18 protein-coding genes are annotated in these 17,488 nt (G+C 46.1%); 5 read left to right on the plus strand and 13 right to left on the minus strand.

The window, feature by feature from the left end; translation table 11 throughout:
- The 3 genes from ACXAGP_RS09320 to ACXAGP_RS09330 form a co-directional block, all read left to right on the plus strand.
- Positions 1 to 296, plus strand: a 296-nt coding sequence (locus ACXAGP_RS09320) for a flagellin (protein ID WP_475260965.1), incomplete at its 5' end; no start/stop codon positions are given.
- A 543-nt stretch (positions 297 to 839) separates the two neighbouring features.
- Positions 840 to 1,970 (plus strand): alginate lyase family protein, encoded by a 1,131-nt coding sequence (locus ACXAGP_RS09325; RefSeq protein WP_475260966.1) that lies wholly within the window; start codon positions 840 to 842, stop codon positions 1,968 to 1,970.
- A 124-nt stretch (positions 1,971 to 2,094) separates the two neighbouring features.
- On the plus strand, positions 2,095 to 4,104 hold the full coding sequence (locus tag ACXAGP_RS09330) for a putative bifunctional diguanylate cyclase/phosphodiesterase (RefSeq protein ID WP_475260967.1): 2,010 nt from the start codon (positions 2,095 to 2,097) through the stop codon (positions 4,102 to 4,104).
- Here the strand turns inward: ACXAGP_RS09330 and ACXAGP_RS09335 are convergent.
- The 12 genes from ACXAGP_RS09335 to ACXAGP_RS09390 form a co-directional block, all read right to left on the minus strand.
- Positions 4,101 to 4,637: a DUF3833 domain-containing protein gene (locus ACXAGP_RS09335; protein ID WP_475260969.1), complete on the minus strand. Its 537-nt coding sequence runs from the start codon at positions 4,635 to 4,637 to the stop codon at positions 4,101 to 4,103. The genes ACXAGP_RS09330 and ACXAGP_RS09335 overlap by 4 nt on opposite strands.
- 24 nt (positions 4,638 to 4,661) lie before the next feature.
- Positions 4,662 to 5,189, minus strand: a complete 528-nt coding sequence (locus tag ACXAGP_RS09340; RefSeq protein ID WP_475260970.1) for a chalcone isomerase family protein — start codon at positions 5,187 to 5,189, stop codon at positions 4,662 to 4,664.
- Positions 5,173 to 5,685 carry a DUF2878 domain-containing protein gene (locus tag ACXAGP_RS09345; protein WP_475260971.1) on the minus strand — a complete coding sequence of 171 codons (513 nt, stop codon included), beginning with the start codon at positions 5,683 to 5,685 and terminating at the stop codon, positions 5,173 to 5,175. The genes ACXAGP_RS09340 and ACXAGP_RS09345 overlap by 17 nt, the downstream gene beginning before the upstream one ends.
- 11 nt (positions 5,686 to 5,696) lie before the next feature.
- Positions 5,697 to 6,929, minus strand: a complete 1,233-nt coding sequence (locus ACXAGP_RS09350; protein WP_475260972.1) for a class I SAM-dependent methyltransferase — start codon at positions 6,927 to 6,929, stop codon at positions 5,697 to 5,699.
- A gap of 11 nt (positions 6,930 to 6,940) precedes the next feature.
- Positions 6,941 to 7,684: an SDR family NAD(P)-dependent oxidoreductase gene (locus ACXAGP_RS09355; protein ID WP_475260973.1), complete on the minus strand. Its 744-nt coding sequence runs from the start codon at positions 7,682 to 7,684 to the stop codon at positions 6,941 to 6,943.
- An 85-nt stretch (positions 7,685 to 7,769) separates the two neighbouring features.
- Positions 7,770 to 8,717: a prolyl aminopeptidase gene (gene pip / locus ACXAGP_RS09360; protein ID WP_475260974.1), complete on the minus strand. Its 948-nt coding sequence runs from the start codon at positions 8,715 to 8,717 to the stop codon at positions 7,770 to 7,772.
- An 83-nt stretch (positions 8,718 to 8,800) separates the two neighbouring features.
- The gene (gene ovoA / locus ACXAGP_RS09365; protein WP_475260975.1) at positions 8,801 to 10,909 is read right to left on the minus strand and encodes a 5-histidylcysteine sulfoxide synthase; all 2,109 of its coding nucleotides are present in this window, start codon (positions 10,907 to 10,909) and stop codon (positions 8,801 to 8,803) included.
- 33 nt (positions 10,910 to 10,942) lie between these two features.
- Positions 10,943 to 12,046: a hypothetical protein gene (locus ACXAGP_RS09370; RefSeq protein ID WP_475260977.1), complete on the minus strand. Its 1,104-nt coding sequence runs from the start codon at positions 12,044 to 12,046 to the stop codon at positions 10,943 to 10,945.
- Positions 12,047 to 12,058: 12 nt separating this feature from the next.
- Positions 12,059 to 12,724: a flavin reductase family protein gene (locus ACXAGP_RS09375; RefSeq protein ID WP_475260978.1), complete on the minus strand. Its 666-nt coding sequence runs from the start codon at positions 12,722 to 12,724 to the stop codon at positions 12,059 to 12,061.
- A gap of 60 nt (positions 12,725 to 12,784) precedes the next feature.
- Positions 12,785 to 13,153, minus strand: a complete 369-nt coding sequence (locus ACXAGP_RS09380) for a hypothetical protein (RefSeq protein ID WP_475260980.1) — start codon at positions 13,151 to 13,153, stop codon at positions 12,785 to 12,787.
- A gap of 195 nt (positions 13,154 to 13,348) precedes the next feature.
- Positions 13,349 to 14,392 carry a sensor histidine kinase gene (locus tag ACXAGP_RS09385; protein WP_475260982.1) on the minus strand — a complete coding sequence of 348 codons (1,044 nt, stop codon included), beginning with the start codon at positions 14,390 to 14,392 and terminating at the stop codon, positions 13,349 to 13,351.
- Between the two features lie 7 nt (positions 14,393 to 14,399).
- Entirely contained in the window at positions 14,400 to 15,080 is a 681-nt protein-coding gene (locus ACXAGP_RS09390) for a response regulator transcription factor (RefSeq protein WP_475260983.1), read from the minus strand.
- 245 nt (positions 15,081 to 15,325) lie between these two features.
- On the opposite strand from ACXAGP_RS09390, the gene ACXAGP_RS09395 reads away from it, so the two are divergent.
- Positions 15,326 to 15,697, plus strand: a complete 372-nt coding sequence (locus ACXAGP_RS09395; protein WP_475260985.1) for a MerC domain-containing protein — start codon at positions 15,326 to 15,328, stop codon at positions 15,695 to 15,697.
- Positions 15,698 to 15,713: 16 nt separating this feature from the next.
- Positions 15,714 to 16,331 carry a ZrgA family zinc uptake protein gene (locus ACXAGP_RS09400; RefSeq protein WP_475260987.1) on the plus strand — a complete coding sequence of 206 codons (618 nt, stop codon included), beginning with the start codon at positions 15,714 to 15,716 and terminating at the stop codon, positions 16,329 to 16,331.
- Positions 16,332 to 16,343: 12 nt separating this feature from the next.
- Here the strand turns inward: ACXAGP_RS09400 and ACXAGP_RS09405 are convergent, their stop codons facing one another.
- Positions 16,344 to 17,435 carry a methyl-accepting chemotaxis protein gene (locus ACXAGP_RS09405; protein ID WP_475260989.1) on the minus strand — a complete coding sequence of 364 codons (1,092 nt, stop codon included), beginning with the start codon at positions 17,433 to 17,435 and terminating at the stop codon, positions 16,344 to 16,346.
- Positions 17,436 to 17,488: the final 53 nt, after the last annotated feature.

Consider the following 17,488-nt stretch of genomic DNA (forward strand, 5'->3'; position numbering starts at 1 on the left):
ATATTTCAACAGTTGCAGGTGCTTCAGGCGCACTAACCTCAATCGATACGGCGATTTCTTCTATCGGTGCACAACGTGCTGAGCTGGGTGCCTTACAGAATCGTTTTCAGTCTACCATTCGTAACCTGAGTAACGTGTCTGAGAACTTATCCGGTGCCCGTTCACGTATTAAAGATACCGACTTTGCTACTGAAACAGCCAGCCTGACCCGTAACCAGATTATCCAGCAGGCCAGTACTACAGTGCTTGCTCAGGCGAATCAGCGTCCTCAGTCAGCGTTATCACTGTTGGGTTAATAGATATGTAGGTCGAACTTAAACTACATGGACGTAGTGAATGCCGATTTTGTCGGGACCGAAAATCGGCGAGTCGGACAGTGATGATGGATTCATCACCGCAGTATAAGTTCGGACAATATTGTCCAGCTAAAGCAGGACCTACAGTCGAACCTACAGTCGGACAGCAAACATCGCTGTCGAACCTAGAGTCAAACCACAGGAAACCCAAAAAACAACAGGTTTAAATCCAGAACCAAACGATTTCTACCCATAAGAAATATTATCCGCCGGGAGGTAGTGTGAGAACCCTTTAGGCACGGAGAATGTTTCGGAGAGTTTCGCTCACTCTCTCCTAACGTCGGAGCGGTTAGCCGGAATATTTTATTCCGGCTTTTTTCGTTTTTAAGGGAATAAAAATTGACGCAATAACGTATAATCGGAATTGGTATAAGATGGAGTTTTATCATTTTTAAGCGTTATTTGAGGATTTTAAAAGGCTATACCGTTATTCGCTTGTTTCGCAATTACCGACGTCAATGTCGGCGCATATTTCAACAGCGAATGGATTCAAAGCAACTGGTGGCAGGCGATTATTTTGAAGTAATTGTGCGACAATATTCACAATGCTTAGATGAAAATAATGATGCTCGTTTGCTGAATAAGGCAGAACAGATAATTAATCTGCCTTTTCTAACGGTAACAGATAAAACTTTATTACCTCCTTCGCAGGTGGGAAATGATTATCTTTCGTTTGCGCCTTATTATTGGCATCGGGACAATCCAGACCCATTCTCCAAGCCCAAAATTGCAAAATATAAGAAGGATGGGCGACCTAATCCCGCTTTGACCCGTTTGTCAGATAAACCTCGTCTGGCTCAGATGTGCGCGCGGGTACATTTGTTGTCTCTCGCTTACAAACAGAGTAAAGAGCCACGCTATCTGGATTATATTAATGGCCTTTTGCGCTGCTGGTTTATTACACCCGAAACCCGGATGAACCCACATCTGGAGTACGCGCAAGTGATGCCCTGGCGCAATCACCGTAGAGGACTCGGTATTATTGATGCAAGATGGTTGATCTTATTGATTGACGGGCTCGCTATCCTTCGCAGTGAATCAGCCTTGGATGAGGATATTGCCGAGGCATTAACTCAGTGGTTTCAATCGTTATCGCTATGGATTCTTAGCTCGCCTTCTGGATTATTTGAAGTGGCTAAACGCAATAATCGTGGAAGTTGGGTGGATGCCCTGTTGACCTATTCTGCGTTGGCTCTGGGGATCGAAGAAGCAGCATTGATAGTGGCTGAGTTTGGTATAAAAAATCGACCACAAGAGCAATTCGACAAGCTTATGTTACAACCTTTGGAAATGCGTCGATATACCTTTGTGAGCTACTCTCTTTATAACATTTATCCTTTATTCTATTTGCTAAACGTGTTGCACTGGAAGTATTCATCGGTGAAGAATGATGAGCGAGTCGACGCGGTTAATCGTGAAACATCTTTGCTAAAGTCGGCGGTAAAACTATTGCAGGGCATGATACCTGCACACGAATTGAATCATATTGAGTCAATCGAGTTTAACGAAAGCTTCAGCCTTAATCTTTACTACCCATATTGTTTTGCTCAACTCAGTAATTTTCCAGGTATTTATCCCTTTCCAGCCAGCATAGCAGAATTTGAGAATGGATAATTTTGTAATTTGGACGGTTTTAATGGTGAGAATAGATATGCAGATTTTGTGTATAAAATTTTACTGACAAGGGGTGTGAAATAACGCACAATGTTGCCCAGATAATGAGCATTTAAATCCAACGATGACTAACAATAATTCCCATTCCGTTGCTGATGTCGCTGATCTTTTGTATCGCAATAGCATTGGTGGAATTGTTATATGCATGATCGCCTCCACTGCTTTGGTTTTTGCCTTCCCTGCTTCGGTGATATTTGAACAAAAAATGTATTGGTGGGGGATGATTAACCTGCTGATGGGGCTGAGGCTATTGGAAGTTATTTACTGGCACTTTCAGACACCGGCTAAGCGCAGTAGCAATGCCGAGCATTGGTTGTTCCGCTTTCGGGCAGGAGCGATTCTAACCGGGTTGTGTTGGGGCTTGTTTGGCGCATTATCCATGCCCTGGCTTGCTGACGTAGAGTTTGTCACCACCGTTATTATTTTGTCCGCGCTTGCGGGGGCTGCGCCCACTCCATTGTCCGCAGATCGCTTTTTGGCCTTATTCTATTCTTGTTCACTAATTCTGCCCATTTCCGTTATGGGGCTTTTCGATCTTGAATACATGCGCCAGATATTGGGTAGCATGGGGGTATTTTTTGCGTTGACCATGGTCTTCAATGGCGTAAAAATTACAGATTTTACCAAACATGCTATATATCTGAAAAATCACAATCAGCAGCTATTACAGCAAGCTTCCCTGGACAAGCAGGAATTAGCGCAGAAGAACGATGCGTTAGCCAAATCCAATCAAGAAATTATTCAAATCAAAGACGGATTGGCTGAAGAGGTTGCGCGTCAGACCGAAGACTTACGCTTCTTGTCGGAGCATGATAGTTTAACCGGACTGTTTAATCGCACGGCTTTCCTTTCTCGTTTACAAATGACCTTATCGACCTGCACGGTATCGCGGGCAGTGTTGTTTATTGATTTAAATAAATTTAAAGGGATCAACGATACTCAAGGGCACGATACGGGTGATGAGGTACTTAAGAAAATCGGCGCAATATTAAAAGAGTTACCTGGCGAGCCTGTATGCTGCCGCTGGGGGGGCGATGAGTTTGTACTGTTCTTAACCATGGAAACTAACGACGTTGCCTTGCAATATGCGGATTTGATCAACATGATGCTGCAAAATTTACAGCGTGCTTTTGGTTTCGAAGTGTCGGCTGCCATTGGTATTGCCTTCAGCAACAGGCATGGGCAAGATGCTGATGAATTAATCAGGCGCGCTGATATTGCGATGTTTGTCCACAAAAGAAAAATCTATGGCAAACCTGCCGTTATTTTCGAACCCCGCTATCTCTCTGAACTGGAATATAAAGAGTATCTGAGAAACGGCCTGGCTCAAGCGATCCTGAATGACGAATTATTTCTGGTGTTTCAGCCAGTATTTAACATCCACACGGGTAAAGTGAGTGGCTATGAAGCGCTTGTGCGCTGGCATTTTAAACAGCAAGTTATTCAACCTGAGGAGTTTATTCCGCTGGCAGAACAAACTCATCTTATCTGTGATATTGGATTTTGGGTGCTGGAACGGGCCATTAAAGCCATGCAAGAACACGTAGCCGATGAGTCAATTGTGTTGGCAGTAAATATCTCAGTATTGCAGCTTAATACTAATGATTTTGCCAAAAATCTGTTGCAAATATTGAAAAAAACACAGTTTCCCGCCACTCGCTTACAGTTGGAAATTACCGAAAGTGTATTCTGTGACGAGCCAGAAAAGTTAATGGAAACTTTTTCACTATTGTCTCTCAAGGGAGTGAGGTTTTGTCTCGATGATTTTGGCACTGGCTATTCTTCGATGGTGCAATTGCAGGCTTTCCCATTTAGTACCATAAAACTAGATAAGTGTTTTGTTTCCGACCTTGAAGGCGCGGGTGGGGCGATTATTCGCTCTGTGGTCATGCTAGCGAGCGAACTTGACTTGAACGTTGTCGTGGAAGGGGTAGAAAACAAGAGGCAATTAGACTGGGTGCATGAGCAAGGGATCAATACCATTCAAGGTTACTTTTGCGCCAAACCCATGTCCAAACCCGAAGCGGATTTCAAACCCGCTTTGGTATTTGAGCAATTCCAGTCGCTGCATTAGCGCTTTTCGATAATCAGGGTAATTTCTCCCACCTCCAGCCCAAATTTGTTGATGCTGGTGCGGTTGATTAGTCTGTCTTCGGTGATGAGGTAAAGCCAGTCATCCAGTTTTACATTCAAGGTGTCACCGTCATAAGGAATGGTAAGTTCATATTGCCAGCGAAATACAGAGCCCACCGTTTGGCCCTTTGCTACCCCCACTACATCGCCTGCTGTGCCGTTATATTCTCCATTGCCTAGATGATTCAAGGTCCATATACGAGTCTGTTGTTCACCATCATCAAAGTAAAATAGCTCGTCCAGCGTGCCGGTTTCGCCGTCCCATGAGGCGTCGATATCTGCAGTAAAGCGCCTTGTTACCTTCCCGGAAATATCTTGCACCATGCCATACACTTTCAGTTTTCCATCAAAAAAGGTTTTTAAGTTTAAGTTGGGTTCACTGCCTCGGTAATCATTAATGTCTACAGAGCTACATCCAATCAGCAGTGATGTCATGGCAGCCAGCAGCAAAGCGAAAATGAATTTCAACTTCATAATGTCCTCGTATTTTTGCGCAAGTTAAAGGGATGCGATGAGCTTTTTGCGCACTTCAGGCGCACTGGTGTCTTCGGATAACCAGATCGCCAAAAATGCCTGGCTAAATTCGGCGTCGTCAATCTGGCCCAAGAGCTCAGCATTGAAATAAAAAAAGCTGCGATTTTGATTGTCGATGTAGAGTGTAATGGATTGTTTTTCTTCAACGTCTGGCCACAACTCACTCAAACGTGACAGCCAAGCTTGGGTTTTGTTTTCATCTTTAAATCCCAGTTTCTTCCACTGTTTCGCGGTTTCATCCACCAGTTGCTGCTTAGTGAAATCACGCAGATAGGTGAGTTCCAAAGCCAGCGGATAAGCCTGTTCTTGATATTGACCATCTGCGGAATAAAGACGGGCGTAATAGATATCCCAAAACAGAAAACTGAGCTTGCCTTCACCCACCAACTTCATGGATGTCCACGGCGCGTTGTTTTCCATAGCATAGCCCCCGGCAGGCAGCAACATAAAGACGATGGCGGCGATTACACGGCACTTACGCAAGCTGTTCATGAGGATGTGCTCTGTTAACAAGACGATAAAAAATGGGTAGGAGTAGTCCCCAGGCTATCACCAGAATGATTGCGGTAACCCAAATCCCCATACCTAGCTCCACTGCACCAAGGCGTGACCCGGACAGGTAACTTAGTGTGCCTCCACAGGCGCCTAGTATTATCTGCCAATACAGCGGCTTTTCTGCGAGCCAGGCCATACTGTGCCGCAATGTCAGTACGAACCCTATCCACAAACACACAAGCCACAGAGGAAAGTAGTCCCCTTCAAATACGTAGACTCCGGCTTGCATCAGAGTAAAGTCCAAAGTTATACCAATTAAAATCGCTTTGTAGGTGCGCAGAAAATCGGCTTTGCGTTCTGGGCTGATGGCAAAGTGAATGGCTAACAGCAGGATACAAGCCCACAATCCGGCACTTTGAAAAATAACCGCAGCTATCCAAATCAATTGAAAGATAACAAAATTGGCAATTTTGAAGTGTTTGGAGGACAACATGGTGATGACCCTTAACCTTGAAAACGCGGTTTACGAGAAACTAAATGCACTGTGCTGATGGCGCGCTGTAAAAAACCACCTTCGCAGTAACACAGATAGTATTCCCAGAGACGTTTGAATTGCTGGTCAAAGCCTTCTTTGGCCAGTTCAGGCCAGGCCGCGAAGAACTTCTCTCGCCAGTCTTGTAGGGTTTTGGCATAGTGCAAGCCGATATCGTGTAATTCGTGCAATACCATATCCGTATTATTAGATAAGCACTGGCTCATACGTTGTATCGAGGGCAAGCAGCCACCTGGGAATATATAGGTTTGAATGAAGTCCACATCTTTTCGGTAATGATCGTATCGTTGATCGGCAATAGTGATAGCCTGGATCAACATCAGGCCATTGGGTTTTAGCAGACTGGAGCATTTCGCGAAAAAGCCATCCAGATATTCATGACCCACTGCCTCAATCATTTCAATACTTACCAGCTTGTCGAACTCACCTTCCAGTGCTCGATAATCCTTACGCAGGAGCGTAATACTGTCTTGTAACCCCTCTTGCTCAATGCGCTGTGCAGCATATTCGTGCTGAGCATCTGAAATGGTGGTAGTGGTAACCTGAACGCCGTAGTGTTTAGCCATGTGCACGGCGAGACCGCCCCAACCCGTGCCTATCTCTATGACCTTTTCTCCGGGTTGCAATGCCAGACGTTGACAAATGGTATCCATTTTATGCTCTTGTGCGCTTTCCAGATCCGTTAAGGTATCTGGGTAAATCGCACTGGAATACTGCATGTTGCTGTCTAAGAAACGTTTATACAGGTGGTTGCCTAAATCATAATGCGCCAGGATATTCTTTTTGGCTTGGGCTACGTTATTACGATTCTTGAATTTTTTGAAGAAATAGCCCAATCGCACCAGCGGGCCGAATTTGCTTTCAACCGCATCTAAAGAGTCTTGGTTTGCCACGAAAAACTCAATCACGCGAGTGAGGTCAGGTGAGTGCCACTTTCCGGCCACATAATCTTCCGCTATGCCGATACTTCCCTTGAACATGAGGGTTTTAAATATCTGGCGGTCGTATACCACGACCTCTGCTTGAAGCTCTGACTTGGCATCGCCAAACCCATAGGTTTCTTCGCCAATCTTCATAGTGAGCCGTCCAATACGTGCTTCAGACAAAATCTTAAACACCATTGATTGATAAAACTCAGTGGTGCGGGAGCGAGTCAGGTTTTCAGTTGTTTGTATTTGTTCCATGGGGGTCTCCGTTAAGATTGTGGCTGAGCAGATGGCAACATTTTGCGCGCGATACTTTTCCAGATGGGGGCAGGGAGCGCTGCCAGCAGCTTCAAAAAGAAAGTAAAACGAGACGGAAAGTGCACCTCGCTTTTGCGTTTTGCCAATCCTTTAATAATAGCGTTAGATGCGAAATCGACACTGACCTGCATAGGCATTTCGAAATCATTTTTATCGGTTAGTGGTGTTTTGACGAAACCAGGGCTAATCAAGCTAACATCGATATTGTGGGGTTTTAACTCAATGGCCAGGGTTTTGGCCAGGTAGCTGGCTCCCGCTTTTGAGGTGCCATACGCTGAAGCTCGAGGAAAGGGCAAATAAGCGGCACTGGAGCTAACGATGGCTAATTGGCCACCCGAACGTACCTTTGGCAGTAAGGTTTCAAGGCAGTAGCCAATGGCTACCAGATTAACTTTGATGACCCGTTCGAAAAGCGCCCCGTCGAAGTGTAACGGGTTGTCTATATACTCACAGTTGCCAGCGTTGAGCAGCAACAGGTCCAACTGTCCTTCAATCTGAGAGGCTGCTTGAACAATCTGCTCAGGCTGAGTGACATCAAACGCCAATGCCTGCAAGTTGGGGGTGTTGTTCTGTAATGCTTGCAACTTTTCACTGTTGCGGCCACAGGCATATACCCGCCACCCTTGGTTGGCATAGTCTTTCGCTAACTGTTCACCGATGCCCGAGGAGGCCCCGGTGATCAAAATCTGTTTCATGGCAATTCTCAACAATGTTGATTTGTAATGAATTACGCAGGGGAAACAGGATTGGGTCAGTTAAACTTTTTTAATCTTGTAGTAATCAGGCTTTCATTTCATCGCTAATGGCGATGAGTTTGTCCACCATGCCCGGCTCCGTCGGTATGTGAGCTCCATCAGCGACAATATGGAGGTGACTATGAGGCAATTGCTGATGTAAATCCCACGCTGTACCCACGGGGCAGATGGCATCATAGCGGCCGTGCACTATGTGAGTTGGGATGGATTGCAATCGATGAACATTGTCCAGTACATAGTTGTCATCAGGCAGGAAAAAGTTGTGCTGTGCGAAATGGCACTCGGTACGCGCTAACGCCAGCATTTTATCTGTGGCGGTAATGTCTCTGCTGGATTGGGAATTGGGTAACAAAGTCATGGTGTTCGCGCCGTAGCTGGCCCATATTAAGGCCAACTTCTTAGCTTGTTCTTTATCTTCACCAGACAGAACTTCATAGTATTTAGCGACGACATCACAGTCCGAGCATTGCTCAAAGGGCGCTTTAAACTGCGTCCATTGAACCGGAAAAATCTGAGCCGTGCCAATTCCTCCATACACCCAATCGATATCTTTTTGGCGACCTAAAAACACCCCTCTGAGTACCAGGCCTGAGATTGCCTGAGGATATTTTATGGCGTAGCAAAGGGCCAACAGGCTGCCCCAACTGCCGCCCATCACTAACCAGCGCTCAATGCCGAGATGCTTACGCAGTTTCTCTAAGTCTTCGACAATATGCCAAGTTTCATTTTCCTCAAGCTCTGCATAGGGTTGACTGCGGCCAGCACCACGTTGGTCTGGTAGAATAATGCGATAGTGCTGCGCATCAAAAAAGCGTCGATAAACAGGTAGAATCCCCAGACCGGGTCCACCGTGTAAAAACAGCGCAGCTTGCCCGTTCGGGTTGCCAACCTCTTCAAAGTGTATCTGGTGTAATTCAGACACCCTTAGCTTGTCTTGTCGGTAGGGCTCAATGGTGGGGTAAAGTTGCTTCAAATCAGCTGCGCTCCATAGCAAAAAGGTAACCTTGTAAGGTTACCTTTAAACATCGACTTGCGGGACAGAAAAATTGTGAGCAGTTATTTTTTACGCCACAGCATAACGTCGTTTTGTATCAATGTTGACTTTCTTGAGCAATATTGAAACCGGGTTTCCAGTTGGCTTTGAGATACCCGTTCACAGTGCGGTGACAAGAGTTGTGCAACGCCCTCTGCGCTGGTTTGGCTTTCCCCATCTTTTTTGAATCCACCTAACCATTTGTTTTTGGCTAAGCCATTCTCCTGCCATTGCCAGTCACTGGAGAGTAGCAACAAACCGTTTTGGTTTAATCGGGTTAACACATTTTCAAGAAATTGTTCGGGATGATATACCGCATCAATGACCCGGTGACAAACGATGACATCATAACCGGTGAATTGTGGTTTCAGGTTGTGCCCATCTCCTTGGACAAAGTTGACCTTATTGAGTAGCACGTCATCTAAATCGAGATCCTCTGAGACCACCTCGTGATAAGACAGTAACTCGCCTTCTACCGGCATGGCGTAGCGTAATTGTTGCTGTTCTTTGAAATGCAAGGCATGTTGAATGTGTCTCGCTGTCAAATCGATACCGTCAACATGGGCAACATGGCGGGCAAGTTCAAAGCTTAAACGCCCGGTGCCGCAACCTAAATCTAATACCTTAGATGCGTTAGAGCAGTGGCTCGCCACTAACTCCGCCAGTTGCACCAAATCATTGTCCCGGCTTTGCTGTGCATTGTAGTGGTGGTGTAGCATTTGACTGATGTCTGTTTGGGTCTCGTAGCAGTTTACCGGTGTTATGGGTATTGATTCACTTCGACTGGCCACGTAACGAAACCCGGCGTGTTGGAAAAAGTGTCTGCGAAAAGCATAGCGGGAGTCTCGGGTGGCTTCATTGCCAGTAGAAATCCAGGAGCCGCCTTTGATGAGGTTGTGTTGCCCATCAAATGTCGGGGTTGAAAAGTCGTCATACAGCGGATGTACTTTAAAACCCTCAAAAGCGTCTATGGGGCTTTCCGTCCATTGCCAGACGTTGCCCAGAATGTCAAAAAAGTCGCCTTGCTTGAAGCTGTTCACCGGGCAAGATGACGCGAAGTGCTCAAGATTAATATTACCCGGTGCCACGGCCCAGAAAGGCAGATCGGTATCCAGTGAATCTCGCATTACCTGCCACTCGGCTTCGGTAGGTAAACGAATAAATTGCTCGCTTTGCTGGTTCTTCCAGTTACAAAAAGCTTTGGCTTCCAGATAGTTAACCTCTACAGGCCAGTTCAGCGGCAATGGGATCTCTTGCAGCAGATTGCGTTGCCAATATTGGCCGTCGCGGTAGTGCCAGAATCGGGGCATTTTAGCTTTAGTGAAACTCAGCCAACTCTGCCCTTCCTCAGTCCACAAGTCGGGTGTTTGATAACCACCGGCCTCGATAAAATGCAAAAACTCACCGTTGGATACTAAGTACTTGCTGGCCTGAAAATCGTCAACCTCCACAGGAAGTTCGCCGAATTCGTTATCCCAACCGTAGGTGTCGTTACTTTCGGGTTTACCCAACAGCAGCGATTTACCGGATACCTGTCGCAATTCATTTTCAGGGGCATTACCGGCTTCAGTACAGGGCCTCCAGTCGTCATGCGCTTCCAGGTATTGTAAGTCCAGCATGCGCATGATCACTGATGAGGTCTCAATGTGAATGCGCTCGTGTTCGATACCCATCAAGACAATCCAGGCCAGGGAGTCTTGTCGAATGGGCAATTCCAAAGGCATGTTGTCAATCAGATCCAAAACCAGTGCTTTAACGCTATTGCGATAAGTTCGGACTTCGTCAACAGCAGGCCACTGATAATTGTCGGGTTTGAGATCATCCCATGACATTTCATCCACACCCACCGCGCAAATAGACTCCAGATGTGGTGCTATGCGCTCTGGTATGAATTTGCCAAGAATTAATTTGTTGATGTAGAAAACCGCAGTGTGCCCATAGTAAAAGATCAGCGGATGACGCAAAGGCTCAGGGCGAAGAAAGTAAGCTTCATCACGTTTGATTAAGCTAAACAGTGATTCGTACAACTCCCAGGTTTCCCGGAAGTAAGTTTTCAGATGTGCGCGTTTTTGTTCCACCGTTCCGCTGCTTAAAAAAGGCGGCTTGCTCAGTGTCAGTAGTTGTTTGCACATATTAACTCCTTGGCGTTTTGTGCGGTCTTCATATCAGGAAAGGATTTTGGGGTGAAATCCTTTCAGATAGTTTTGTTTTATATGCTGCCCTAGCGAGGATACCCCGGGTATGGTCAGATTTTGACAGTAGTTATCTATGCTGCTGGCAAACCAACTGTCCTCCTGAAATAGTCTCAATGCCCCAATCCCATCAGGTGAATCTGCCAAACTTGCTGGTAGTGAGCGGTGCTTAGTTGTTGGTGCACATTCACCCGACTGCCAGGATACCACCGCATCCAATACATTGAGTAAAATAAACAGCACGTTAATAAAAGGATCATAATTTTTACTGGTTGCGCCCAGTCGATGCTCTATCCTGCAGGCTTTTTGCCAATCATTGTTCCAACACAAGGGCTGTTTTTGTGCTCCTAGCACCAGTGCTTTGGGATTCAGCGGTTGGTTGTGTTTGCCTTTTTCTTTGTACAGGGCAACACTGCCTTGATAACCACCGGAAAGTTCCCACGGAGAGCTTAATTCGGCGTCAAGGCCAAACTCCGTGCGCAGTTTTAAGCGCTGAAAGGCTTCTTCCTCTGGAAGATATAAGACACTACAGGCGTAGCTGTTGTGTAGCAGGTGATACTGTATCCATTCTCCTAAACCACTGTCGGGCAATTTATTATTGCCGTTAACGTCAGCCACACTGATGTTGACTTGTATGGCGTTGGGGATATGCACAGAACCGCTTCGCAAGGCAAAGAGTGCACTGGAACCGGTGACATAGCGGGCATCAGAGCCATGCCAAACCACGGGTTTAAGTAACACCTCTTGGGCACCTTGTTGCAGCATGAGCTTGGGTAAAAGATGTTTTAATTGCGCAATGTATCGCGCCTCTTGCAGTGGCGTCTGCTCTGCCAGATCTGAAACATACTCCCATTGTCCTGGCCAATATTCGGGTTTTACCTCACCCGGGATGCGCTGTTGAGAAAGCTGTTGATTGAGACGTTGAAAGTCCAAGGTACGCCGCTGTGGCATGATACACATGCCTTCCAGTTCAAAATGTACCTTCGGCGTTAACTGCCAATTTGCTAACAGGGACTGGCAGTGTTCGATGCACCTTTCCAGTAGGGCGTGTTGACCTGGTGATTCACTTCCCTGCATAGCGCTTTTGGATTACTCCTCTGATGTTTTGTCAGGAGTGTTAAACAACAACTCTTGAGGGTGGCTATGTGGCTTGGCATAGCTCAGACGTGTGATTTTTTGCGTTGAGTGGTAGCGATCCAGTCCCGATATGGCGACGCTATTGAGTTGCTCGATATCGATACTACCATCGGACTCCAGCGCAGATTCAAGGCTTTGAACCAGCATTATTTCACCAATAATCAATTCCGTTTGGTTAATTTCCAGCAGCTTGGTTTCCACCAGTTTCAGCCCGATACGCAGCTTACTCTCTGCTACGAAAGGCGCGTTAAAATCCGGATCGTAATGAGCAGTTAACCCCGTTTCGGTGAATTCACTGACATCCGCTTCGTAACGCGCAGAGGTTTGGTGAGCTGCTACCACTATATCCGCGTTAACCTGGTTCAACGTGTAGTAACCGGTGGCTTTGATATTGGCTACGGTGTCTCGTCGAACGCTTTGCGGGCGGGTAATCATACCCATTAACGCTGGATCGGCACCAATGTGAAATACCGAGCTGACGATACACAAGTTCTCGTTGCCATTGTCATCGATGGTGCCCACTAAGTTAGCGCTTTTAAAACCCGACAGGGAATTAATAAACATGGCTCGATAGCGCTGCTGCATTGCTTGTATATCAGCGCGGGTCCAGGATTTCATGGTCTACTTCTCTTTTTTAACAAGGGATGTGCGCTTTAACGGATTTTCAAGACACTCAGATCACGCAAAAATGAAAGTGTTGGCGGCATCTTCATCTTCGAAAATGGCCGCTTGCCAATCTGATCCTTGCAAGCCTTCAACGTAGACCCTGGAGTAACGAGCAATATTTTCGTCGGTAACTATGATGGCAATCTTTAAAGGACCTTGAATAAACGATTCGTTTTTATCCAGCAACGCGATTTGTCGGATCTCTTCATCATTAAATCCTACGGTTTCTACCTCGCGGTAGTCGTAGATATGGCCCACACATTCCGCGTCAGGCCAATGCTCAAAAATCTCTTTGTCCAGGGCAACCAGATCCTCGGTGACAACGCGCTCACTAAACACAACCTTGAGTATTTTGTTTTCAAGAACTATCTGATAGGACATGCCATTCCTGTAGGATAATCAGGCAAAAAAAGTGTAACCAGAATAGTCGTATTTGAGCGAATTGCAATCACTTCGTATGGGACAAATCGCTCACCTTGTGGTAGTTAAAAACGGTATTTCAGCGCCACGCTCAGGGTTATCGGGTCGTAATCAAAGCCCGTCAGTTAATCTGTAGTATTGCCTTTTCACTAAACATCATTGAGGGAAGTGTAAAACAGCACTCAAACCTGGTAGGTTTTCGGGTTCGTTACACGCATCTTCGAATGACAGACTTCCCCCGTGCAGTTGCATCACTGCTGCTACTAAGGCAAGGCCAAGACCATTGCCAGGGGCTGAGCGGCTGTGCTCAACTCGGAACAGTCTTTGACTAATCTTATCCCTCAGGTGCTCAGGTACACCCGGACCTGTGTCGCAAATGGATATTTTTGCCGCGCTTTTTTGTGCAGTTAAATGTATGTGAATGCGACCATTTTCAGGAGTGAATTTAATGGCATTGTCGATGACGTTAGCCAGGGCCTGAAAAACTAAATTTCGCTCACACAGCAATTCCACAGGTTGGGTTTGCAGGCTAATATTGATGCGTTTCTCTTCGGCCAGGGCCTCATAAAAACTGACAATATCATCCACAATTTTAGCTAAGTCGTGCATTTTGAATGCGGATACCTGTTTCTCAGCTTCGATATCTGCGATGCGCAACAGGCTGTTAAATATGGTCAGGATATTATCCACTTCTGCCAGCAACTGATACTTGTGGCCGTTATCGGCGCTCAATTCTATGTCAGCACGTAGCCTTGTTAGTGGCGTTCGCAAATCATGAGCAATGTTGTCTGAAACAGACTTAACGTCGTTCACCATGGCTTCCAGAGCTTGTAACATGCGATTAGTGACCAACGACAATTTGCTCAGATCGTCCCAACTGCTGTCCACTTCCAGGCGGGCACTTAGGTTGCCGGTATTCATAATGTCGTTGATGGTGTTAGACATACGGTTAATACGGTTAACTACGTACCAAGCGATGATAAAGCTAAGTAATACAACACTGCCCAATACAGCCATCATCAGCAGCGTGTAACGTTTGGATATCTGCTGGATGGCTTGCATGTCTGGAGTCTGCTGCAAAGTGAACTCAGTAATGGTGGTAAAATAGGCATTGGCTAAGTACAGTCCAATTGCCAGCATCAGGCTGAATAAGCTTCCTACAATAAAGCTGGAACTGGTGATAAATTTGACTGTTCTCAAGTTGAGCTTAACTCTCTTTAGGAATGCGGTACCCTGCACCGCGTATGGTTTCTATAATGCTGCGTTCAAAGCCTTTATCAATTTTTTGTCGTAAACGGCTGATATGCACGTCTATGACATTAGTTTGTGGATCAAAGTGATACTCCCATACGTGTTCTAATAACATGGTACGCGTAATTACCTGGCCCTTGTTGCGCAGCATGTATTCCAAAAGGCGAAACTCTTTTGATTGCAACTCAATATTTTGTGTGCCGCGATTAACCTCTCTGGTTAGCAGGTCCAGTTCCAGGTCAAAGGCGCGAAGTTTGGTATCCTTAACATCGGTTTGCAGGCTTCTGGCCACCAAAATATCCAGGCGAGCCAATAATTCTTCGAAGGCAAAAGGCTTGGTCAGGTAATCGTCGGCACCACTGCGCAGGCCTTTTACCTTGTCATCCACTTTGTTTTTAGCGCTTAAGATCAGCACCGGTATCTTTATCTCAGAGGCCCTTAAGGTATTTAGTATGGTGATGCCATCCACTCCGGGTAACATCCTGTCTAATACTATCGCATCGTACTTTTCAGTGGTGGCCAAAAATAAGCCCTGCTTGCCCTCTGAAGCGACGTCAACATTATGACCTGACTCTGCTAACCCTTTGTTTAAAAATCCCGCTACAGCGCTGTCGTCTTCAACTACCAGAATACGCATCTTTGACTCTTCTCAGTTATTTAGTGTCTTTGTAGTTGCAATGTCTGCGGTAAGATCAGACAGCGGGGCAAGATGACAAAAATTTAATAATAGAAAAACAGCCGTTTCTGGCGCGGGGTGTGCAAATAGGAGGCAAATCGCTAAGAGGGGTCTAATACGAAGGTGCATTATTTTGCTTAAATTTTAGTTGCCAAATCCCTGAAATGTTATATTATCACCTTCCATTAATTAAAGAGAGTCTGTTTGTGCGCGATATTATCGGTACCATATTATCAAGTTTGTGCATAGTGCATTGCGTGTTAAGCGCCGTGTTGCTGCTGCTTGGTGGCACTGGTCTCATATCTGCAACGTGGCACACTTCTGAAATTCATCTGGTGTTTTTCTTGCCGGTTTTGATGGTGGCGACATTGAGCTTTCCTCATGCAAAACGTCAACACGGTGATAGCCAGCCATTAATCTATGGCGTCATTGGTTTGAGTTTACTAACGGTTTCTTTAATGCTTGAACTCATCTGGCATCTACATGTGCTGGAAACTATCCTGACGGTTATCGGAGGCGGCATTTTGATTTATGCTCACCAGATGAACCGTCGCTTGTCTGCACTGCAACCTTCCTAGTTTTTCTGGCCGAATAATGGCGAAACAAAAATCATTTGTTGCGAGCATAAGTTTAAGTGCTGCAGCTTGTTTATCATTTTCATCTTTACCCGGTCTTGCTGCTGATAGTCACATTCATGGCGAGCTGGAGTTGCAGTTAGTCCAGGATGGGCCACTGTTGGCAGCGCGACTTTCATCTCCACTGGCTAACCTGGTAAGCTTTGAACACCAGCCAGTAAAAGCGGAACACAAATTTCAGCTAAATCAGATGATAAAGCAGCTGAGAAGGACAAGCTGGTTGAGCACCTCTCCGGCTCAATGCGACGCACAACAAGTACAGATTAGTTATTCGTGGCAAGAGGATACACTTGAGGCATCTGTGCCAGGCGTTCATCATCATGATGAGCATGAGCATGAGCATGAGCATGAGCATGAGCATGAGCATGAGCATGAGCATGAGCATGAGCACACGTCCGAACATGCTTCGGTGACTATCGAGTATGAATTACTGTGCAACAGCCCAGATATCGAACGTATCAAGGTGGAGCTGTTTTCGTTGTTACCCTCGTTAGAGCGTGTGCAGGTGCAGTGGATCAGTGAGCAAGGCCAAGGGGCGAAAGTGCTCACCCCTGATGACCAGAATTTTCAGTTTTAGTACTAAAGGCGCTTAGTCTTTCCATTCATTACACAGCTGGTCTAATAGCTGCAACACACGTTCACTGGCGCTTTCCATTTTCTGAAGGTGGCGCATAGCGGCATCTTGATTGCCCTGCTGTGCTTCTCGCATTGCCGCAACACCTGATTTGTGAACTTCGGCATGGGGGCTATCCAGGTCGCTAAAAGTTTTACTACGACCAAAAATATCTCTACCACTGCTTTGATACCATTTACCCAAGCGGCAGCTTGTGTGGTCGGCAAAGCTACTGATCTCTTTATTGCTCTGCCCCTGAAGTACCGCATAGACATCGGCTTTCCAGACAATGTGATCCAGCTTAACGGTTTGAATAAAGGTGCGATGGGTAGTGTCGGCGATTGCCACCTTCATGGAATCACAACAGGCTACGATAGAGGAATAGTTCTGGTTTAACTCGGCTACTCCATCCGACAGGTTTTCATTGTTGCCTTGTAGTTCATCCACGGCGCTTACCGCATATTTGGTGGAGCTGATAATATTCGTCACCAGGTCGGCTACTTCACTGGCTGATTTATTGGTTTCCGTGGCCAAACTGCGCACTTCGTCGGCTACTACGCTAAAGCCTCGACCTGCGTCGCCCGCTCGTGCGGCCTCAATGGCGGCGTTCAAAGCAAGCAAGTTAGTTTGGTCAGAAATGCTGGTAATAGTTGAGACAAACTTGTTAATGCTGTCAGCTTTTTCAGAAAGACCATTAATGCTGTTGCTCATGCCACCCATCTTGTTGCCCATATCTTCCATTGAGGTCACGATACTGGCCAGAGAGCTGGTGGAGGTGTCGAATAATTCACTGACTTTTGCAATCGACTGCGATTCTTCGTCCACCCGTTGAAAGGCACCCAAAACTGTTTCCCTAATGCCTTCCACTTGTTTTAATGACATGCTCATACATTTGACAAGGTCGGCTTCATAGTGGTTTTCCACTTCTTTTTTGGCGTAGAGCTCTTCTTTTAAACCGCGATTTTCTTTTTCCAGAGCGGCCAGGGAGTTTTCCAATTCCTGTAATTGCATGCGTAAATTACGATTTTCATCCAGCGCACTTTGATGGGTAGAGGCGAGTACTATCATGTGTTCTTCTATCTATTGTTCAGATTACTGATATTAATTTAACCTTTTGCCGG

It is taken from the genome of Planctobacterium sp. AWM4_229 (genome assembly GCF_056160305.1).